Source organism: Corynebacterium sp. p3-SID1761 (assembly GCF_055862885.1).
Genome location: NZ_JBSQBJ010000006.1, coordinates 65,532 through 84,991, shown reverse-complemented (window position 1 = coordinate 84,991; position 19,460 = coordinate 65,532). Strand labels below are relative to the sequence as shown.

General features: G+C 60.1%; 20 protein-coding genes. 17 read left to right on the top strand and 3 right to left on the bottom strand.

Features of this window, described 5'->3' with window-relative positions:
* Window positions 1-94 precede the first annotated feature (94 nt).
* Together ACWXWJ_RS05030 and ACWXWJ_RS05025 are read left to right on the top strand one after the other, a co-directional pair.
* Window positions 95-4,066 (top strand): DNA-directed RNA polymerase subunit beta', encoded by a 3,972-nt coding sequence (locus tag ACWXWJ_RS05030; RefSeq protein WP_473963718.1) that lies wholly within the window; start codon window positions 95-97, stop codon window positions 4,064-4,066.
* Window positions 4,067-4,167: 101 nt separating this feature from the next.
* Complete coding sequence (locus ACWXWJ_RS05025; RefSeq protein WP_005292014.1) at window positions 4,168-4,362, top strand: DUF4236 domain-containing protein; 195 nt, start codon at window positions 4,168-4,170, stop codon at window positions 4,360-4,362.
* Between the two features lie 23 nt (window positions 4,363-4,385).
* Here ACWXWJ_RS05025 and ACWXWJ_RS05020 read toward each other — a convergent pair whose 3' ends face one another.
* Window positions 4,386-6,755, bottom strand: a complete 2,370-nt coding sequence (locus ACWXWJ_RS05020; protein ID WP_473963717.1) for an ATP-dependent RNA helicase — start codon at window positions 6,753-6,755, stop codon at window positions 4,386-4,388.
* A 365-nt stretch (window positions 6,756-7,120) separates the two neighbouring features.
* Here ACWXWJ_RS05020 and rpsL point away from each other — a divergent pair, with 365 nt between their 5' ends.
* The 4 genes from rpsL (at window position 7,121) to tuf (ending at window position 12,044) form a co-directional block, all read left to right on the top strand.
* Window positions 7,121-7,492, top strand: coding sequence for a 30S ribosomal protein S12 (gene rpsL / locus ACWXWJ_RS05015; RefSeq protein ID WP_034971062.1), 372 nt, complete (start codon window positions 7,121-7,123; stop codon window positions 7,490-7,492).
* Between the two features lie 3 nt (window positions 7,493-7,495).
* Window positions 7,496-7,966: a 30S ribosomal protein S7 gene (gene rpsG, locus ACWXWJ_RS05010; RefSeq protein ID WP_005291999.1), complete on the top strand. Its 471-nt coding sequence runs from the start codon at window positions 7,496-7,498 to the stop codon at window positions 7,964-7,966.
* Between the two features lie 274 nt (window positions 7,967-8,240).
* Entirely contained in the window at window positions 8,241-10,355 is a 2,115-nt protein-coding gene (gene fusA, locus ACWXWJ_RS05005) for an elongation factor G (protein WP_005291997.1), read from the top strand.
* A 498-nt stretch (window positions 10,356-10,853) separates the two neighbouring features.
* Window positions 10,854-12,044 (top strand): elongation factor Tu, encoded by a 1,191-nt coding sequence (gene tuf / locus ACWXWJ_RS05000; protein WP_005291995.1) that lies wholly within the window; start codon window positions 10,854-10,856, stop codon window positions 12,042-12,044.
* A 115-nt stretch (window positions 12,045-12,159) separates the two neighbouring features.
* Here tuf and ACWXWJ_RS04995 read toward each other — a convergent pair whose 3' ends face one another.
* Together ACWXWJ_RS04995 and ACWXWJ_RS04990 are read right to left on the bottom strand one after the other, a co-directional pair.
* Window positions 12,160-12,918 carry a GntR family transcriptional regulator gene (locus ACWXWJ_RS04995; protein WP_473963716.1) on the bottom strand — a complete coding sequence of 253 codons (759 nt, stop codon included), beginning with the start codon at window positions 12,916-12,918 and terminating at the stop codon, window positions 12,160-12,162.
* Window positions 12,915-13,265, bottom strand: a complete 351-nt coding sequence (locus ACWXWJ_RS04990) for a hypothetical protein (protein WP_473963715.1) — start codon at window positions 13,263-13,265, stop codon at window positions 12,915-12,917. The genes ACWXWJ_RS04995 and ACWXWJ_RS04990 overlap by 4 nt, the downstream gene beginning before the upstream one ends.
* A 760-nt stretch (window positions 13,266-14,025) precedes the next feature.
* Here ACWXWJ_RS04990 and rpsJ point away from each other — a divergent pair.
* From rpsJ to rpsQ, 11 genes are read left to right on the top strand one after another with little or no spacing between them, the layout of a single operon-like run.
* Window positions 14,026-14,331, top strand: coding sequence for a 30S ribosomal protein S10 (rpsJ, locus tag ACWXWJ_RS04985; protein ID WP_010120790.1), 306 nt, complete (start codon window positions 14,026-14,028; stop codon window positions 14,329-14,331).
* Window positions 14,332-14,377: 46 nt separating this feature from the next.
* Window positions 14,378-15,034 (top strand): 50S ribosomal protein L3, encoded by a 657-nt coding sequence (gene rplC / locus ACWXWJ_RS04980; protein WP_005291985.1) that lies wholly within the window; start codon window positions 14,378-14,380, stop codon window positions 15,032-15,034.
* Window positions 15,031-15,684 (top strand): 50S ribosomal protein L4, encoded by a 654-nt coding sequence (gene rplD, locus ACWXWJ_RS04975; RefSeq protein ID WP_005291982.1) that lies wholly within the window; start codon window positions 15,031-15,033, stop codon window positions 15,682-15,684. The genes rplC and rplD overlap by 4 nt, the downstream gene beginning before the upstream one ends.
* On the top strand, window positions 15,681-15,986 hold the full coding sequence (gene rplW, locus ACWXWJ_RS04970; RefSeq protein ID WP_005291980.1) for a 50S ribosomal protein L23: 306 nt from the start codon (window positions 15,681-15,683) through the stop codon (window positions 15,984-15,986). Before rplD ends, rplW begins: the two co-directional genes overlap by 4 nt.
* Window positions 15,987-16,025: 39 nt before the next feature.
* A complete protein-coding gene (gene rplB / locus ACWXWJ_RS04965; RefSeq protein WP_005291966.1) occupies window positions 16,026-16,868 on the top strand; it encodes a 50S ribosomal protein L2 in 843 nt (280 codons plus the stop codon).
* Window positions 16,869-16,884: 16 nt separating this feature from the next.
* Window positions 16,885-17,163 (top strand): 30S ribosomal protein S19, encoded by a 279-nt coding sequence (gene rpsS, locus ACWXWJ_RS04960; protein WP_005291963.1) that lies wholly within the window; start codon window positions 16,885-16,887, stop codon window positions 17,161-17,163.
* A gap of 2 nt (window positions 17,164-17,165) precedes the next feature.
* The gene (gene rplV / locus ACWXWJ_RS04955; protein ID WP_111711900.1) at window positions 17,166-17,528 is read left to right on the top strand and encodes a 50S ribosomal protein L22; all 363 of its coding nucleotides are present in this window, start codon (window positions 17,166-17,168) and stop codon (window positions 17,526-17,528) included.
* Entirely contained in the window at window positions 17,528-18,271 is a 744-nt protein-coding gene (gene rpsC / locus ACWXWJ_RS04950) for a 30S ribosomal protein S3 (protein WP_035012120.1), read from the top strand. The genes rplV and rpsC overlap by 1 nt, the downstream gene beginning before the upstream one ends.
* A gap of 5 nt (window positions 18,272-18,276) precedes the next feature.
* Window positions 18,277-18,693: a 50S ribosomal protein L16 gene (rplP, locus tag ACWXWJ_RS04945; protein ID WP_005291957.1), complete on the top strand. Its 417-nt coding sequence runs from the start codon at window positions 18,277-18,279 to the stop codon at window positions 18,691-18,693.
* On the top strand, window positions 18,693-18,926 hold the full coding sequence (gene rpmC / locus ACWXWJ_RS04940) for a 50S ribosomal protein L29 (protein ID WP_005291954.1): 234 nt from the start codon (window positions 18,693-18,695) through the stop codon (window positions 18,924-18,926). The genes rplP and rpmC overlap by 1 nt, the downstream gene beginning before the upstream one ends.
* Window positions 18,923-19,216, top strand: coding sequence for a 30S ribosomal protein S17 (gene rpsQ, locus ACWXWJ_RS04935; protein WP_005291953.1), 294 nt, complete (start codon window positions 18,923-18,925; stop codon window positions 19,214-19,216). Before rpmC ends, rpsQ begins: the two co-directional genes overlap by 4 nt.
* Window positions 19,217-19,460: the final 244 nt, after the last annotated feature.

Sequence of the window (19,460 nt, the reverse complement as noted above, 5' to 3'; positions counted from 1 at the left end):
CGCCGTATTTTCGGCGTTTAGCCCGACAAACAACACAGCTAAGCGCCGCAACTACCCAAAGCCCTCCGCTAAGAGGAGGGGAAAGGAAGTCCACGTGCTGGACGTCAACTTTTTCGATGAGCTTCGCATCGGGCTAGCGACCGCTGACGACATCCGTCGTTGGTCCCGTGGCGAGGTCAAGAAGCCTGAAACCATCAACTACCGCACCCTGAAGCCGGAGAAGGATGGCCTCTTCTGCGAGCGCATTTTCGGCCCGACCCGCGACTGGGAGTGTGGCTGTGGCAAGTACAAGCGCGTTCGTTACAAGGGCATCATCTGTGAGCGCTGTGGCGTTGAGGTGACCAAGTCCAAGGTTCGTCGTGAGCGTATGGGCCACATCGAGCTGGCCGCTCCTGTTACCCACATCTGGTACTTCAAGGGCGTGCCTTCTCGCCTGGGCTACCTGCTGGACCTGGCTCCGAAGGATCTGGAAAAGATCATCTACTTTGCTGCCAACATCATCACCTCCGTCGACGAGGAGGGTCGTCACAACGACCAGTCCACGCTCGAGGCAGAGATGCTGCTGGAGAAGAAGGAAGTTGAGCAGGATCGCGACGCAGAGCTGGCCGACCGCGCCAAGACTCTCGAAGACGATCTTGCTGAGCTCGAGGCAGCAGGTGCTAAGAGCGACGCCAAGAAGAAGGTTCAGAGCGCAGCCGATCGCGAGATGCGCCACATTCGTGAGCGCGCCGAGCGCGAGATCGATCGCCTAGACGAGATCTGGAACACCTTCGTCAAGCTGGCTCCGAAGCAGATGATTGTGGATGAGAACATCTACAACGAGCTGGTCGACCGCTACGAGGACTACTTCACCGGTGGCATGGGCGCGGAGGCTATCCAGACCCTGATCCGTAGCTTCGACCTTGAGGCCGAGGCTGAGGCTCTGCGCGAGATCATTCGTGACGGCAAGGGCCAGAAGAAGCTGCGCGCTTTGAAGCGTCTGAAGGTTGTCGCTGCGTTCCTGCGCTCCGGAAACGACCCGGCCGGCATGGTTCTGGACTGCATCCCGGTGATCCCGCCGGAGCTGCGACCGATGGTGCAGCTGGACGGTGGCCGCTTCGCGACCTCCGACCTGAACGACCTGTACCGTCGCGTCATCAACCGCAACAACCGCCTGAAGCGCATGCTGGATCTCGGCGCCCCCGAGATCATCGTGAACAACGAGAAGCGCATGTTGCAGGAGTCCGTCGACGCACTGTTCGACAACGGTCGCCGTGGCCGTCCGGTTACTGGCCCGGGCAACCGTCCGCTGAAGTCCCTGTCTGACCTGCTGAAGGGCAAGCAGGGCCGCTTCCGCCAGAACCTGCTGGGTAAGCGTGTGGACTACTCTGGCCGTTCCGTGATTATCGTCGGTCCTCAGCTGAAGCTGCACCAGTGTGGTCTGCCTAAGCTGATGGCTCTCGAGCTGTTCAAGCCGTTCGTGATGAAGCGTCTGGTGGAGAAGTCCTACGCGCAGAACATCAAGTCCGCAAAGCGCATGGTGGAGCGCCAGCGCCCTGAGGTGTGGGACGTCCTGGAAGAGGCCATCGCTGAGCACCCGGTGATGCTGAACCGTGCGCCTACGCTGCACCGTCTGGGTATTCAGGCCTTCGAGCCGATCCTGGTCGAGGGTAAGGCTATCCAGCTGCACCCGCTGGCCTGTGAGGCCTTCAACGCAGACTTCGACGGTGACCAGATGGCTGTTCACCTGCCGCTGAGTGCCGAAGCACAGGCCGAGGCTCGCATCCTGATGCTGGCTTCCAACAACATTCTGTCCCCGGCGTCCGGTAAGCCGCTGGCTATGCCGCGTCTGGACATGGTGACCGGCCTGTACTACCTGACCCTGCTGAAGAAGCCAGAAGAGTTCGGTGGCCAGGGCGCTTACGCGGCGGCTACCGAGGAAGGCCCTGCACAGGGCGTTTACTCCTCCCTGGCCGAGGCAATCATGGCTTATGACCGTGGTGTTCTGGGCCTGCAGGCTCCAATCCGCGTGCGTATCAACCACCTGCGTCCGACCGCTGAGGTCGAGACGGAGCTGTTCCCCGATGGTTGGCAGCGCGGCCAGACCTGGCTGGCGGAGACCACCCTGGGACGCGTGCTGTTCAACGAGCTGCTGCCGTGGAACTACCCATACGTAGAGGGCGTCATGGCGAAGAAGCCGCAGGCTGCCGTCATTAACGACCTTGCGGCGAAGTACCCGATGATCACCGTTGCACAGACGGTGGACAAGCTGAAGGACGCTGGTTTCTACTGGGCTACCCGCTCCGGTGTGACCATCACCATGCACGACGTGCTGGTGCTGCCGAACAAGCAGGAAGTTCTGGACAGCTACGAGGCCAAGGCTCGCGTCATCGAGAAGAAGATGGCACGCGGCAAGATCAATGAGGCCGAGCGCTACCAGTCTCTGGTGGACCTGTGGAAGGAAGCTACCGACTTCGTTGGTCAGTCCGTTGAGGATCTGTACCCGGACGACAACCCGATTCCGATGATCGTGAAGTCGGGTGCTGCCGGTAACATGCGTCAGATCTGGACCCTGGCCGGCATGAAGGGCATGGTTACCAACTCCCGTGGTGAGTACATCACCCGTCCGGTGAAGACCTCCTTCCGTGAAGGTCTGTCCGTGCTCGAGTACTTCAACAACTCCCACGGTTCCCGTAAGGGTCTGGCCGATACTGCGCTGCGTACCGCTGACTCGGGTTACCTGACCCGTCGTCTGGTGGACGTGGCACAGGACGTCATCGTGCGCGAAGACGACTGTGGCACCAAGCAGGGCGCTGTCACCCCTGTGGCCGTTCCGGTATTGGACGCTGAGGGCAACCCGACCGGCAACTACACCCCTGCAGACTTCGTCGAGACGTCTGTCCTGGGTCGCTACCTGGCTAGCGACGCCACCGCCTCCGACGGCACCGTTATCGTCGCCGAGGGCGACGTCATTGGCGAGGCAGAGCTGAAGGCTCTCCTCGACGCTGGTGTGGAGGAAGTAAAGGTCCGCTCCGTGATGACCTGTGCTACCAACACCGGTGTCTGCTCCACCTGCTACGGCCGCTCTATGGCGACCGGCAAGAAGGTCGAGATCGGTGAGGCTGTCGGTATTGTTGCAGCTCAGTCTATTGGTGAGCCGGGTACGCAGCTGACGATGCGTACCTTCCACCTCGGTGGTGTCGGTGGCGACATTACCGGTGGTCTGCCGCGTGTTCAGGAGCTGTTCGAGGCTCGCGTGCCGAAGGCGAAGTCCCCGATCGCTTCGGTGGACGGCAAGGTTCGCATCGAGGACGACGACAACTTCTTCACCCTCACCATCGAGCCGGACGACGGCTCCGACGATGTGGTGTACGAGAAGCTGTCGAAGCGTCAGGGCCTGGCAACGCTGAATAACGGTGGTGCAGAGCGCCCGATCCGCGATGGCGACCACGTGAAGATGGGGCAGCAGCTGCTGAAGGGCGCTGCGGATCCGCACGAGGTCCTGCGTGTGCTCGGTCGCCGTGGCGTGCAGCAGCACCTCATCAACGAGGTGCAGAAGGTCTACCGCGATCAGGGTGTGGCTATTCACGATAAGCACATCGAGATCATCGTGCGCCAGATGCTGCGCCGCGTGACGGTCATCGACTCCGGTTCGACCGAGTTCCTGCCGGGCTCCCTGGTGGATCACGCCGATGCAGTGGCAGCGTCCAAGGAAGCCGTGAAGGCTGGCGGCCGTCCGGTAGAGGTTCGTGCGGAGATCATGGGTATCACGAAGGCCTCCCTGGCAACCGAGTCCTGGCTGTCCGCGGCCTCCTTCCAGGAGACCACCCGCGTGCTTACCGACGCTGCTATCAACAAGCGTTCGGACAAGCTCATCGGTCTGAAGGAAAACGTGATCATCGGTAAGCTGATCCCGGCCGGTACGGGTATTTCGCGCTACCGCAACATCAGTGTTGAGCCGACCGAGGAGGCCCGCGCAGCGGCTTACTCCCTGCCGTCCTCCTTCGGCGATGGTTTCTACGCCGACGACACTTACGGTGAGTTCACCGGCGCAGCCGTGCCGCTGGACGATATGGATCTGATGTAATTCAGTCTCCAGCGCGAATCAGTAGGTTCGCTTAGAGCGGGTGCTTCCCTAACGCAAGGGGAAGTACCCGCTTTTTCTTGCGGTGCCTTATCATGTGCTGCATGGGCTTTATGTTTCGAGATTCCAAAAATTTCGGTCCGTTCAAGGTGAACACCTCTTCCGGCGGAGTGGGTGGTTCCACCCGTATCGGACCGATGCGCATTACCCAGCGCGCCGACGGTCGCCAATCCGTGACGATCCACACCCCGATCCGGGGTCTGAACTTCACCAAGACATTCGGCAGCAAGCGTCGCTAATTTCGCGCCACCGCGCTGATTTCCTAGTTCCTTAAGGCGCGTTTAGTCTTCTTTGTTGCTGTCGCCGACCATGGATCCTCGGGCCATGGGTGCTTCGGATAGCGCCCCCGCATGTCTTTGCGCACGCCCTGGTAAGGGCCGTCCCAGAAGCTTTTAAGATCATCGGTGACAGCTAGTTCGCGCCCCGCTGGCGAAAGCAGGTGGAACAGAACTTTTTTACCTGCAATAGTGGGGGATTCCGCCAGTCCAAAGCATTCCTGCAGCTTGACGCGCACGATCGGTCGTCCGGTCTCGTATCCAATCTTCGGTGCAGACCCACTGGGCACTTCCAGCCGTTCCGGCACCAGTTCATCCATTCGCCCGGCCTCGGGCCACGGGAGTTGGCGCATGATCGCCTGGTAGGCGTCAATATCGGCGATTCTTTCGCCCGCGACCACTCGCTCGGCCTCTGGCGTGTAATCGCCTGTGGCAAGATCCGGCCAAGGTTCCCCCAGTTGCTGACGCAGGTAGTCGACTCTCTCTTTTACTATTGACGCCCCCTCCGTCATCTGTAGCCACCCAAGTCCCTCGGCTGCTAAGGCTGCGACGGCCTGGTGCCTATCTGCCTCGCTTAGTTCGCTGACCGAAACTGGCGTACTGGAAAGCTCGATGGCTCCGAGGTGGCGGGTGCGCCGGGCCCGGAGCTTGCCTTCAGTTATGTGTGCGGTGACGTCTTCCCGGATCTGCGATGAGCTTGGCTGCTGCAGGCTTGCTGCGGCACGGATCAGGGGAGTACGTCCTAATTGCACTTCTGCCACTGCCAGCCATTCGGAGCCACTGAGTGTGCGGCGCAACTCAGGGGCCAGTATGGCACGGGTGCCGGAGGCCAGCAGATACACTGCCTGGTCGGCGTCTGTGCCCACGAGTTTGGCCACACGGTCGGGATAGGCAGAGGCCACGATGTCGCCCGGAGTAGCCGGGCCATGGTCATTCACCATCCGGGCGAAGCGACGGACCTCGGAAGCTGGTGGCTTTGCTTCGGCCAGATCCCCTTGCAAACCGGTAGCCAGCGCCGCGACAACTTTGGCTGCGCCTGAGCCGTGCGCCAGCAGGGCTGCTCCGAGGCGTGGGTCGGCGGGAATGCGCGCAAGCTTCTGGCCTAACTCGGTAATGGAACCCTTTGAGTCCAGGGCACCCAGATAGTGCAGTTCCTGGTGGGCAACGGTGAGAGTTGCGGCCGGCGGGGCGTCGAGAAGAGAGATATCGGGGGAACCCCATGCGGCGAGCGTGAGAGCAGCGGCGACAAGATCCGAGGAGAGGATCTCCGGGGTGATGTCGGGTGCAAAGTGGGAGTAGTCAGCGGCAGAGTAAGCACGGTAGACCTGGCCTGGGCCAAGGCGCCCTGCGCGACCAGCACGTTGATCGGCGCTAGCTCTGGAAGTGGAGGTAGTGACAAGCCCGGACATCCCGCGTGCTTGGTCGCGGCGGGGTGTGCGAGAAAGGCCTGCGTCGATGACCGCGTGGACACCGGGAACAGTCAGGGAAGATTCGGCGATGGAGGTCGCGACCACGATGGGGGAGTCTCCGGTCAGTGCTGCGTCTTGTTCCTGGGACGTCAAGCTGCCATGCAGCGGGGCAGCGTCGGGGAGGTGGGTACAGACCCAGTCGATTTCTTTACGTCCGGGGACGAAAACGAGTGTGCGGTGATCCGCGTGACCAGACTCGCGCTGGTTGTCGATAGCCTGTTGTGCGAGTTTGGCAACATGGCGATAGAAAGCGGGTGAGCCCTGTGCACGTTCGGGGTGAGGGTGATAAGAAATCTCGAGGGGGTGGGTGACTGCTGGAGTGGATACAACCTGCGCACCCATGTACTCCGCGAGCTTCTGCGTGTCGACAGTGGCGGACATGGCGCACAGGTAGAGCTCCTCGGTGGGGTCGCCTTCACGCAGCATGGCGACTTCCTGGCACATGGCCAACACAAGGTCGGAGTCCAATTGGCGCTCGTGGACTTCGTCGATGAGGACCGCACCCACGCCCTCTAAGGCGGGGTCTGCAAGCAGGCGATTGAGGAGCACACCCGGGGTGACGAAGTCCACGAGAGTTCCTGGGTGATGTTCGCCGCGGATGCTATAACCGACCCGGTCACCGACGCGGGTGCCGTCCAATTGCGCAAGGCGCCGGGCAGCCGCGCGGACGGCCACGCGACGAGGCGCGGTGACGAGTACTTTCTGCGGAGGGGCTGTTTGCACTGAGCTCTGCAAAATATTGGAGAGTGCTGGAGGGACTAGGGTTGTCTTACCAGTTCCCGGCGGTGCTTCCACCACCAAAGGGCCGCGTTGGGGGATTCGGGGGAGCAGCTCGGCGGCGGGTAGCCCCTCGCCGATGGATGCAAGGTCGAACGGGTAAGGAAACATCGCGATGATTGTAGGCCAGTGCGTTTAAGAAAATGGGATTTGGTAGCTGGCACAAGGTGCACTAAACTTCTTCCCCGTAGATTGTATTGTCTCCGCTGGTGCAGTGGTGGCCACAGGTTAGCCGAGGTTTATGCCGGGCTAACGTCTAGGCCGGTTGTGCAGCTGGAGTGCGATGCAGGGATCTCCACGTTATTGCGTGGGGTGATACACCACGGAAGAGGCCCCGTAAGGAAGAGCCCCTTATTTTTCGTGTGTGCGCATCCTTTGGGATCCCCAAAGCTACAAATGCTCAACCCGCAGGGCAGTCACCACTTCGGTGGCCGCGTTGCGATACTGCACCGAAAGAACCGAAAGAAAGTTCATCTATGCCAACTATTCAGCAGCTGGTCCGCAAGGGCCGTCACGATAAGAGCACGAAGGTTGCCACTGCTGCGCTGAAGGGCTCCCCGCAGCGCCGCGGTGTGTGCACCCGTGTGTACACCACTACCCCGAAGAAGCCGAACTCCGCACTGCGTAAGGTCGCTCGTGTTCGCCTGACCTCCGGTATCGAGGTTTCCGCCTACATTCCGGGTGAGGGCCACAACCTGCAGGAGCACTCCATGGTGCTCGTCCGCGGTGGTCGTGTGAAGGACCTCCCGGGTGTTCGTTACAAGATCGTGCGTGGTTCCCTCGACACCCAGGGTGTTAAGGACCGCAAGCAGGCACGTTCCCGCTACGGCGCTAAGAAGGAGAAGTAAACAATGCCACGTAAGGGTCCAGCACCTTCCCGACAGCTAGTCAAGGATCCAGTTTACGGCGACGTTCTCGTCTCCCAGCTGGTTAACAAGGTTCTCCTTGACGGTAAGAAGTCCACCGCAGAGCGCATCGTTTACGGCGCTCTGGAGCAGTGCCGCGAGAAGACCGGCACCGATCCGATCCTCACCCTGAAGAAGGCTCTCGACAACGTTAAGCCGGCTCTTGAGGTTCGTTCCCGCCGTGTTGGTGGCGCTACCTACCAGGTTCCGGTTGAGGTTCGCCCCGGCCGTTCCACCACCCTCGCACTGCGTTGGCTGGTGACCTTCACCCGCCAGCGTCGTGAGAACACCATGACCGAGCGTCTTGCCAACGAGATCCTGGACGCATCGAACGGTCTGGGTGCATCCGTGAAGCGTCGCGAAGACACTCACAAGATGGCAGAGGCCAACCGCGCCTTCGCCCACTACCGCTGGTAACAGTGGTTTTATAGCCTCACAACCCTCAACTTCATATAGGGGTAGTGGGGCTATCGTGCTATTAAGCGCGTGAGGGCGCTAACTAGTAGACACGAGAAAACACTAGAAAACAGCAGACCCTCAACGAGACGTGACAGCGTAAAGCTGGCACAATAGAACGAGTACGTAATCGCCTGCGGCTTTCGGGGCTTTTAGAAGCACTACTGAACAACAATGTGAACAACATGGAAGTTCCAGCAAAGTCGCTCAACAACGAAATGAGCGGGGTAACCCAGTGGCACTTGAAGCGTTGACCGACCTGAAGAAGGTCCGCAACATCGGCATCATGGCGCACATCGATGCTGGTAAGACCACCACCACGGAGCGCATCCTTTTCTACACCGGTATTAACCGTAAGATCGGTGAGACCCACGATGGCGCCTCCACGATGGACTGGATGGAGCAGGAGAAGGAGCGCGGTATTACCATTACCTCCGCTGCTACCACCTGTTTCTGGGAAGGTAACCAGATCAACATCATCGACACCCCCGGCCACGTGGACTTCACCGTTGAGGTGGAGCGCTCCCTGCGTGTCCTGGACGGTGCGGTGGCTGTGTTCGACGCCAAGGAAGGCGTGGAGCCGCAGTCCGAGCAGGTCTGGCGCCAGGCAACCAAGTACGACGTTCCGCGTATTTGCTTCGTCAACAAGATGGACAAGCTGGGCGCAGACTTCTACTACACGGTGCAGACCATCGTCGACCGCCTGGGTGCAAAGCCGCTGGTAATGGCTCTGCCGATCGGTGCTGAGGATGACTTCGACGGCATCGTTGACCTGCTGAACATGCGTGCTGTTACCTGGCGCGGCAAGGTGGAGATCGGTGCGGAGCCGACCTACGAGGACATTCCGGAGGACCTCAAGGACAAGGCCGAGGAGTACCGCGAGAAGCTCGTCGAGACCGTTGCTGAGTCCGACGAGGAGCTCATGGAGCGCTACTTCGCCGGTGAGGAACTCACCGTTGATGAGCTGAAGGCACAGATCCGTAAGCTGACCGTTAACTCCGAGGTTTACCCGGTTTACTGTGGTTCTGCTTACAAGAACAAGGGCATCCAGCCGATGCTGGACGCTGTTATCGACTTCCTGCCGAACCCGATGGACGTCGGCTCCATCAAGGGCCACGACGCTAAGGATCCCGAGGTTGAGGTTCTGCGCAAGCCCTCCAAGGACGAGCCGTTCTCCGCTCTGGCCTTCAAGGTTGCCGTACACCCGTTCTTCGGCAAGCTGACCTACGTCCGCGTTTACTCCGGTTCCGTTGAGTCCGGTGCGCAGGTCACCAACTCCACGAAGGACAAGAAGGAGCGCATCGGCAAGCTGTTCCAGATGCACTCCAACAAGGAGCAGCCGGTGGATCGGGCATCCGCTGGTCACATCTACGCCTTCATCGGCCTGAAGGACACCACCACCGGTGACACCCTGTGTGACGCTCAGGATCCGGTCATCCTGGAGTCCATGGACTTCCCGGATCCGGTTATCGAGGTCGCCATCGAGCCGAAGACCAAGTCTGACCAGGAGAAGCTGGGTACCGCTATCCAGAAGCTGGCGGAAGAGGACCCGACCTTCACCGTTAAGCTGGATGAAGAGACCGGCCAGACCGTCATCGGCGGTATGGGCGAGCTGCACCTGGACGTTCTGGTTGACCGTATGCGCCGCGAGTTCAAGGTTGAGGCGAACATCGGTAACCCGCAGGTTGCTTACCGCGAGACCATCCGCAAGCCGGTCGAGAAGCTGGAATACACCCACAAGAAGCAGACCGGTGGTTCCGGTCAGTTCGCGCGCGTCATCATTGCCGTCGAGCCCTACGCGCCGGAGGAGGGCTCCGAGGAGACCTACGAGTTCGTCAACGAGGTCACCGGTGGTCGCGTGCCGAAGGAGTACATCCCGTCTGTCGACGCTGGTATCCAGGACGCTATGCAGTACGGCTACCTGGCCGGCTTCCCGCTGGTAAACATCAAGGCCACCCTGCTGGATGGTGCTTACCACGAGGTCGACTCCTCTGAGATGGCCTTCAAGCTGGCCGGTTCTCAGGCTCTGAAGGAAGCAGTTGCCAAGGCAAAGCCGGTTCTGCTGGAGCCGCTGATGGCTGTTGAGGTCATCACCCCTGAGGAGTACATGGGCGACGTCATCGGCGACATCAACTCCCGCCGTGGCCAGGTTTCCTCCATGGACGACCGTGCTGGCGCCAAGGTTGTCAAGGCTAAGGTGCCGCTGTCTGAGATGTTCGGCTACATCGGTGACCTGCGTTCCCGCACCGCCGGTCGTGCAAACTTCTCGATGATCTTCGACTCCTACGGTGAGGTTCCGACCAACGTTGCTTCCGACATCATCGCGGAGCGCACCGGAGGCCAGGCCTAATACTGGGGTCGTTTCCGCCCCTCTCTAGCTAAGGCTTCCTTCATCTTTGTGACGCCCAAGGCTCCGTCGTAACGGGGCTGACAAGAGGGTTCACGGGGTGAGGGGCCTTGCGGGGTAGGGGTCAGCACGGCGCAGGCCTGCGTCAAAAAGTAACCAAATAGATAACTAGCTAAGACGGCTAGAAATAGTTGTCTCTAAGGGCTTACCCTAACTTATGTGGGGTTTTGGCTTTGCTTACAGAGGCTAATTTTTCTAGATGGGGTACAGTGACGTAGGATGCGGTGTGCTGGCCGTTACCCAGTTCGCGTGTAGCGCGACTGGCCTCGAAACACAAAGTCGAGGCGAAGATGTTCGTTACACGGATAATCTGAAATTCGGCAAGAAGTAAGAAAACTAGCCAGTGAGCAATCCGCAAACTGCGGGGAAGCAGCTGGTTGGGAATAAAAGTTAATGTGGCTGCGAGAGTCGTAGCCACCGAGCAGTCCAGGAGGACACAAAGTGGCGAAGGCTAAGTTCGAGCGTTCCAAGCCGCACGTAAACATCGGCACCATTGGTCACGTCGACCACGGCAAGACCACCACCACTGCCGCGATCACCAAGGTTCTGGCTGACGCATTCCCCGAGGCCAACAAGTCCTTCGCTTTCGACGCCATCGATAAGGCGCCGGAGGAGAAGGAGCGTGGCATCACGATCAACATCTCCCACGTTGAGTACGAGACCGAGAAGCGCCACTACGCTCACGTTGACGCTCCGGGTCACGCCGACTACATCAAGAACATGATCACCGGTGCTGCTCAGATGGACGGCGCTATCCTGGTTGTTGCTGCAACCGATGGCCCGATGCCGCAGACCCGCGAGCACGTTCTGCTGGCTCGCCAGGTTGGCGTTCCTTACATCCTGGTTGCACTGAACAAGTGCGACATGGTTGACGATGAGGAGCTGCTGGAGCTCGTCGAGATGGAGGTTCGCGAGCTGCTGGCCGAGCAGGAGTTCGACGAGGAAGCTCCGGTTGTTCACATCTCCGCACTGAAGGCCCTGGAGGGCGACGAGAAGTGGGGCAAGCAGATCCTCGAGCTCATGCAGGCTTGTGACGACTCCATCCCGGATCCGGAGCGCGAGACCGACAAGCCGTTCCTGATGCCGGTTGAGGACATCTTCACCATTACCGGTCGCGGTACCGTTGTTACCGGCCGTGTTGAGCGTGGCATCCTGAACCTGAACGACGAGGTCGAGATCCTGGGTATCCGCGAGAAGTCCCAGAAGACCACCGTTACCTCCATCGAGATGTTCAACAAGCTGCTGGACACCGCAGAGGCTGGCGACAACGCTGCACTGCTGCTGCGTGGTCTGAAGCGCGAGGACGTTGAGCGTGGCCAGATCGTTGCTAAGCCGGGCGCGTACACCCCGCACACCGAGTTCGAGGGCTCCGTTTACGTTCTGTCCAAGGACGAGGGCGGCCGCCACACCCCGTTCTTCGACAACTACCGTCCGCAGTTCTACTTCCGCACCACCGACGTTACCGGTGTTGTGAAGCTGCCGGAGGGCACCGAGATGGTTATGCCGGGCGACAACGTTGACATGTCCGTCACCCTGATCCAGCCGGTCGCAATGGACGAGGGCCTGCGCTTCGCTATCCGTGAGGGTGGCCGCACCGTTGGCGCTGGTCGCGTTACCAAGATCACCAAGTAGTAGTCACTACTTCACGCTGATCTCCGCTTAGCGCCACGGCGCTAAACGGAAAATGCCCCGGGTTCTTTAAAGAGAGCCCGGGGCATTTTTGTATTCAGGATTGTATCCGTGCAACCTATTCCCAGGGGAATTGATTCAACGTCGTCCAACTGAGTACGTTGTTCTTCCCAGACGTTGGGACGGCGATACTAAGGGCGTCGGCAAGATAGCGATCCTCACTCATTTCCAACGGTGAGCCTTTCGCATCGCGTGACAAACGGCGGTGTACCAAAACTGGATCACCAGCAGCCAGCGGCAACCACCGGGCATCAACGGTTCCAGCTTTAGAGGCCGAGAAGACATTGTCTGCGGCGAAGAAGTGGATATTGTGACGCGCCGCTAGTTCGTTAGTGACAGAGGGACACGTTGGATCCATAGCTGCGACCTTCGCGCCCACCCAAGCGGGGTAGCGTGTGCGTTCGAGCATGACAGGTGCACCGTCAATGGTGCGGACGCGTAGAACCGTGAGTACCTCCTGGCCGTTTGGGATTCGCAGTAGCTGTGAGTCTTGCTCAGTCTGTTCGACCCATTCTTGCTTGATGACGTGCCCGCCAGGGGTTCGTCCGCGTCCATAGGCCCATTGTGCGAAACTTCGGAACTTGGAAATCTCCGGAAAGCGAGCGGGCATCCGCATGACGACCTTGCGGGCACCGCGTTTGGAACTAAGGGTTCCTTCGTCTACCAGCACGTTAAGAGCCTGTCGCATAGTTCCGGGGGCTACGTGAAAGCGCTCCGAGAGCTCCTTCTCACTCGGTAGTGGTTCCCCGACCGCGAAACGCTCGCTACGGATGTCCTCACGCAGCTCGTGGGCGATCTGCTGGTAACGGGCGGTCACTCGTTGTCTCCCTCCCGATAGCCGCGCCGAAACTCCTGGGGCAGTTTGTGGAAGAGGGTACGGCGGACATTGCCGGCGAACCTTCCGGCGCTGCGTGCAAGATTCTCAGCCACGCCAACTGCTTGCTCAGCGGCGTCCAAAGCCTGGTCTGCCGTCTGCTCAGAAATGAAGCTAGGCCGGTGTTCTTGCACTTGTCGGCGTAGTCGCGCGCGCCGATCCCAGGCCTCGTCTAATACTCGCAGTGCCTCAATGAGTTCTGCGTCGCTTCCTCCCGCGTCGGGGTGGTGCTTCCGAACTAGTGCGCGCCGTTGGCGCAGATACTCAGGGTTGCTTCGGTAGTCGCTCATGGGTGTTCCTTCTTCGGGTGACGCCACCTCGGTGCCATTCAACTTTAGAATCCGCTACACGGTGATTGTAGTGCTCAACCCTTCTGTGGAGTGTAAGGCGGTTGGTGAGTGGGGGCGTCATAAAGAAAAGGGGGAAGGGATTTGGTTTCGGCGCGCCCGGTGTGGTTGAATACTTGACGTTGCTTTAACACGGCACATGAGGCTAGTTGGATACGCAGAGTGTCCAGCATCGCGGTCAAGAAGGTGTCGATGGTGAAGTGAGCATGATCCATCGTCGGTGAAGAACCTCGCGACAGTGATCCGAAAGGATCGCAGTGGGGCTACTTTGCTGTGCGGTACTTAAAAAGTGGAAGGGCGACACGCCCGACCGCGGGTGCCGGAGGATGGGGCATGGTAAATGAACAGCGGCAGTAAGCGAAGGACAATCCTTCCGACAAGGCGCGGAACGCGTTTCCAAGCTTTGCTCCATATATAAGGTTTATAAAAGGTCTCGGTTGAACCAGACTGATCGTGGAGCGAGTAAGGGGCGGGAACCGGGTGTTGTTACATCACTTGATAATCCAAGTGCTGATGGCGTGTGTTCATTAAAACCAAAATGACCCGCATTCCGTCGATGGCACAAACAAGTAAATGTAAGACACAAGCGACACTGGCGACTGGACCAGGCCCCTAGGCCGGACAGCGTTAAGACTAAGACAGATAAGAAGCGTGCTTTTCTGCTGTGAATACAGCAAGAGCGCTTTGAAGGAAGAGGACAAGCGTGGCGGGACAGAAGATCCGCATTAGGCTCAAGGCCTACGATCACGAGGCTATCGACGCTTCTGCCAAGAAGATCGTCGAGACGGTAACCCGTACCGGCGCTCGTGTTGTCGGCCCAGTGCCACTGCCAACTGAAAAGAACGTGTACTGCGTCATCCGTTCTCCGCACAAGTACAAGGACTCGCGCGAGCACTTCGAGATGCGTACGCACAAGCGTCTGATCGACATTCTCGACCCAACCCCGAAGACCGTTGACGCTCTCATGCGCATCGATCTTCCGGCCAGCGTCGACGTCAACATTCAGTAAGCGGCAAAAGAGTCTGAACTACTGAAACGGCAGCGGAAGAGAAACTATGAGTGATATTGAGATCAAGGGCATCCTGGGCAAGAAGCTCGGCATGACCCAGATCTTCGACGAAGAGAACCGTGTTGTACCGGTTACCGTCGTCGAGGCTGGGCCCTGTGTCGTAACCCAGGTGCGTACCAAGGAAACCGACGGCTACGAGGCCGTACAGATCGCCTTCGGCGAGATCGACCCGCGCAAGGTCAACAAGCCTGCCGCTGGTCACTTCAAGAAGGCCGGCGTGACTCCGCGCCGCCACGTCGCTGAGATCCGCGTTGCAGACGCATCCAGCTACGAGGTTGGCCAGGACGTCACCGTCGACATCTTCAACGATGTCAAGTTCGTCGACGTGACGGGCACCACCAAGGGCAAGGGCTACGCCGGCGGCATGAAGCGCCACGGCTTCGCTGGCCAGGGTGCTGCTCACGGTAACCAGGCTGCACACCGCCGCGTGGGCTCCATCGGACAGGCTGCCACCCCAGGCCGCGTGTTCAAGGGCAAGCGCATGGCAGGCCGCATGGGTAACGACCGCGTTACCCAGCAGAACCTGAAGGTTGCCAAGGTCGACGCAGAGTCCAACCTGCTCCTGATCAAGGGTGCAGTTCCGGGTGTCAACGGCGGCCTCGTCGTTGTCAAGACCGCAGTGAAGGGCGGTGCACACGCATGAGCAATCTAAAGCTTGATGTCCACACCGCTGACGGTAAGACCAACGGCACGGTCGAGCTGCCCGCATCCATCTTTGATGCAGAGGCAAGCGTCGCACTGATGCACCAGGTCGTTACCGCTCAGCTCGCAGCAAAGCGTCAGGGTACCCACGCTACGAAGACTCGTGGCCAGGTTTCCGGCGGTGGCCGTAAGCCGTTCCGCCAGAAGGGCACCGGTCGCGCACGTCAGGGCTCCATCCGCGCTCCCCACTTCACCGGTGGTGGCACGGTCCACGGCCCGCAGCCGCGCGATTACTCCCAGCGCACCCCGAAGAAGATGAAGGCTGCCGCTCTGCGTGGCGCCCTCACCGATCGCGTGCGCCACAACCGCATCCACGTGGTTGAGGAGCTGGTTCCAGGCCAGACCCCGTCCACCAAGGCTGCTCGCACTTTCATCGAGCGTCTGACGGATCGTAAGTCCGTGCTGGTCGTTCTGACCCGCGAAGACGTCACCGCATGGAAGTCCGTAAACAACCTGCCGCAGGTGCACACCCTGGTTAACGACCAGCTGAACACCTACGACGTTTTGAACGCAGACGATGTTGTGTTCTCCGTGGAGGCACTGAACGCCTTCATCAACGCCGCAGATAAGACCAAGGAGGAGGCAAAGTGAGCACTGTAGCTGATCCTCGCGATATCATCATCGCTCCGGTCGTGTCTGAGAAGTCCTACGGCCTGATGGAGCAGAACGTTTACACGTTCCTGGTTAACCCCAGCTCTAACAAGACCCAAATCAAGATTGCCGTCGAGCAGATTTTTGGTGTGAAGGTCGCCAGCGTTAACACCGTTAACCGTGAGGGCAAGCGTAAGCGCACCCGCACCGGCTACGGCCAGCGCAAGGCAACCAAGCGCGCCATGGTGACCCTGGTCGCCGGCAGCGATCCGATCGACATCTTCGGTGGAGCGACCGCCTAAGGGCGGCCGGATACCGAAAGGTAAAGAGGAAGCAAGAGTATGGCTATTCGTAAGTACAAGCCGACTACGCCGGGTCGCCGCCAGAGTTCTGTCTCCGAGTTCGCGGAAATTACCCGTTCAACTCCCGAGAAGTCTCTGCTGCGCCCGCTGTCGAAGACCGGTGGCCGTAACGTTCACGGCCACATCACTACCCGTCACAAGGGTGGTGGCCACAAGCGCCGCTACCGCGTTATCGACTTCCGTCGTAACGACAAGGACGGCGTGATTGCCAAGGTCGCTCACATCGAGTACGACCCGAACCGCACCGCTAACATTGCGCTGCTGCACTACCGCGATGGCGAGAAGCGTTACATCATCGCTCCGCGTGGTCTGAAGCAGGGCGCTCTGCTGGAGTCCGGCCCGAACGCTGACATCAAGGTTGGCAATAACCTGCCGCTGCGTAACATCCCGACCGGTACCACCATCCACGCTGTGGAGCTGAAGCCGGGCGGCGGCGCCAAGATGGCTCGTTCCGCTGGTGCCTCCATCCAGCTGCTGGGTAAGGAAGGCAAGTACGCAATTCTGCGTATGCCGTCCACCGAGATCCGTCGCGTTGACATCCGTTGCCGCGCAACCATCGGTGAGGTCGGCAACCAGGAGCAGATCAACATCCGCTGGGGCAAGGCTGGCCGTATGCGCTGGAAGGGCGTTCGCCCGACCGTCCGCGGTGTTGTGATGAACCCGGTTGACCACCCGCACGGTGGTGGTGAGGGTAAGACCTCCGGTGGTCGTCACCCTGTGTCTCCTTGGGGTCAGCCTGAGGGACGCACCCGCAAGCCGAACCGTCCAAGCGACCGGATGATCGTTCGCCGTCGTCGCTCCAACAAGAACAAGAAGCGCTAAGAGGAGGTAGTAGAGAATGCCACGCAGCCTGAAGAAGGGCCCATTCGTCGACGAACACCTCCTTGCGAAGGTGGACGCTCAGAACGAAAAGGGCAACAAGAACGTCATCAAGACGTGGTCCCGTCGCTCGACCATTCTTCCCGATTTCATTGGCCACACTTTCGCCGTCCACGACGGTCGCAAGCACGTGCCGGTGTTCATCGATGATTCCATGGTCGGTCACAAGCTAGGTGAGTTCGCTCCTACGAAGACCTTCAAGGGTCACGTCAAGGACGACAAGAAGGGTCGTCGATAATTATGTCTGACACCGTAACCACCGCACGCGCAACCGCGCGTTTCGTCCGCGTCACTCCGATGAAGGCTCGCCGCGTGATCGACACGATCCGTGGCAAGTCCGTCGAGGACGCCCTGGCGATCCTGAAGTACGCTCCGCAGGCCGCTTCCGAGCCGGTCGCGAAGGTCGTTGCTTCGGCCGCCGCCAACGCCGAGAACAACTTCGGCTTGGATCCGCAGACGCTGGTCATCTCTGAGGCTTACGCCGATGAGGGTCCGACCATGCGCCGTTTCCGTCCCCGCGCCCAGGGTCGTGCTTTCCACGTCCGCAAGCGCACCAGCCACATCACTGTGGTCGTCGAGAGCCAGAAGGGAAGTGCTCAGTAGTGGGCCAGAAAATCCACCCCCACGGCCTCCGGCTGGGTATCACTTCCGAGTGGCGCTCCCGCTGGTACGCCGACAAGCAGTACGCTGACTACCTCGCTGAGGACATCAAGATCCGCGACTTCCTGTCCGAGGGTCTTGACCGCGCCGGCATCGCCGACGTTGTCATCGAGCGCACCCACGACCGGGTTCGCGTTGACATCCACACTGCCCGTCCGGGCATTGTGATCGGCCGTCGTGGCTCCGAGGCTGACCGCATCCGCGGCCAGCTGGAGAAGCTCACCGGCAAGCAGGTTCAGCTGAACATCCTCGAAGTCAAGAACATCGATGCCAATGCACAGCTGGTGGCACAGTCCATCGCTGAGCAGCTGACCAACCGCGTTGCCTTCCGTCGTGCAATGCGCAAGGCAATCCAGGGCGCTATGCGTCAGCCGCAGGTCAAGGGCATCAAGGTTGTTTGCTCCGGTCGCCTGGGTGGCGCGGAGATGGGTCGCACCGAGCGCTACCACGAGGGTCGCGTTCCGCTGCACACCCTCCGCGCTGAGATCGACTACGGCACCTACGAGGCTCACACCACTTTCGGACGCATTGGCGTCAAGGTGTGGATCTACAAGGGTGACGTTGTCGGTGGCCGTCGCGAGAGCCTGATGAATGCACGCGACGAGCGCCCGTCTCGCGGTCGTCGTGAGCGTCCACGTCGCGGTGGCGCACGTCGCCAGCGCGCTGAGCAGAAGCAGGAGGGCTAAGACACATGCTTATCCCGAAGCGCGTTAAGTACCGTCGCCAGCACCGCCCGACCCGTCGTGGCGTGTCCAAGGGCGGCAACCGCGTAACGTTCGGCGACTACGGCCTGCAGGCCCTGGAGCCGACCTACATCACCAACCGTCAGATCGAGTCCGCTCGTATCGCCATTAACCGCCACATGAAGCGTGGCGGCAAGGTGTGGATCAACATCTTCCCGGACCGTCCGCTGACCCAGAAGCCGCTCGGCGTGCGTATGGGTTCCGGTAAGGGTCCTGTGGAGAAGTGGGTTGCCAACATCAAGCCGGGTCGTATCCTCTTCGAGGCCTCTTACCCGAATGAAGAGGTTGCTCTGGAGGCCCTGCGCCGCGCTGGTAACAAGCTGCCCTGCAAGGTTCGCATCGTGAAGAAGGAGGATCAGTTCTAATGGCTACCGGAACTCCGGCACATGAGCTCCGCGAGCTCAACAACGAAGAGCTGACCACCCGCCTGCGCGAGGCGAAGGAAGAACTGTTCAACCTTCGCTTCCAGGCTGCGACCGGCCAGCTGACCAACAACCGTCGTCTGGGTGTTGTCAAGCGCGACATCGCCCGCATCTACACCGTCCTGCGCGAGCGCGAGCTCGGGCTGTCTACCAACCCAGGTGGTGACGCAGCATGAGTGAGGCAACCGTGAATGACAACGCAGCTGTGGAGAACGAGAAGGGCGCCCGCAAGGTCCGCTCCGGATACGTTGTTTCCACCAAGATGAACAAGACCATTGTGGTCGAGCTTGAGGACCGCAAGCAGCACGCACTGTACGGCAAGATCATGCGCCGTAACTCCCGCGTGAAGGTCCACGATGAGAACGAGACCGCCGGCGTAGGCGACCGCGTTCGCATCGAGGAGACCCGCCCGCTGTCCAAGGACAAGCACTTCCGCCTGACCGAGATCATCGAGAAGGCTCGCTAGTCCCTGCAGCTCTGAGAGCTCAGCCTGCTATGGCAGCTACGGCTGCTTAGGCGGCTGTAGCGCTAGACCCCCTCCCGCACTTTGCTGTGGTAGGGGTCTTTTTCGTTTCTTGCTAACGCCCTCGCAGGGGACAAATGCTGTTGGGGTGTAGCGGAGGTAGGTAACTGCCGGCGTGGGGGTCTAACTTCGGGGCGTTTAGGACATTTGTCCCGGATGACCCGTGGAAAGTGCAGCGTTGAGCGTG

Bases quoted from the DNA above. Each gene is read 5' to 3' on its own strand.
- ACWXWJ_RS05025 (WP_005292014.1), top strand. From the start codon at position 4,168: ATGGGCTTTATGTTTCGAGATTCCAAAAATTTCGGTCCGTTCAAGGTG.
- ACWXWJ_RS05020 (WP_473963717.1), bottom strand. From the start codon at position 6,755: ATGTTTCCTTACCCGTTCGACCTTGCATCCATCGGCGAGGGGCTACCC.
- rpsL (WP_034971062.1), top strand. From the start codon at position 7,121: ATGCCAACTATTCAGCAGCTGGTCCGCAAGGGCCGTCACGATAAGAGC.
- rpsG (WP_005291999.1), top strand. From the start codon at position 7,496: ATGCCACGTAAGGGTCCAGCACCTTCCCGACAGCTAGTCAAGGATCCA.
- ACWXWJ_RS04990 (WP_473963715.1), bottom strand. From the start codon at position 13,265: ATGAGCGACTACCGAAGCAACCCTGAGTATCTGCGCCAACGGCGCGCA.
- rplC (WP_005291985.1), top strand. From the start codon at position 14,378: ATGAGTGATATTGAGATCAAGGGCATCCTGGGCAAGAAGCTCGGCATG.
- rplD (WP_005291982.1), top strand. From the start codon at position 15,031: ATGAGCAATCTAAAGCTTGATGTCCACACCGCTGACGGTAAGACCAAC.
- rplB (WP_005291966.1), top strand. From the start codon at position 16,026: ATGGCTATTCGTAAGTACAAGCCGACTACGCCGGGTCGCCGCCAGAGT.
- rpsS (WP_005291963.1), top strand. From the start codon at position 16,885: ATGCCACGCAGCCTGAAGAAGGGCCCATTCGTCGACGAACACCTCCTT.
- rplV (WP_111711900.1), top strand. From the start codon at position 17,166: ATGTCTGACACCGTAACCACCGCACGCGCAACCGCGCGTTTCGTCCGC.
- rplP (WP_005291957.1), top strand. From the start codon at position 18,277: ATGCTTATCCCGAAGCGCGTTAAGTACCGTCGCCAGCACCGCCCGACC.
- rpmC (WP_005291954.1), top strand. From the start codon at position 18,693: ATGGCTACCGGAACTCCGGCACATGAGCTCCGCGAGCTCAACAACGAA.
- rpsQ (WP_005291953.1), top strand. From the start codon at position 18,923: ATGAGTGAGGCAACCGTGAATGACAACGCAGCTGTGGAGAACGAGAAG.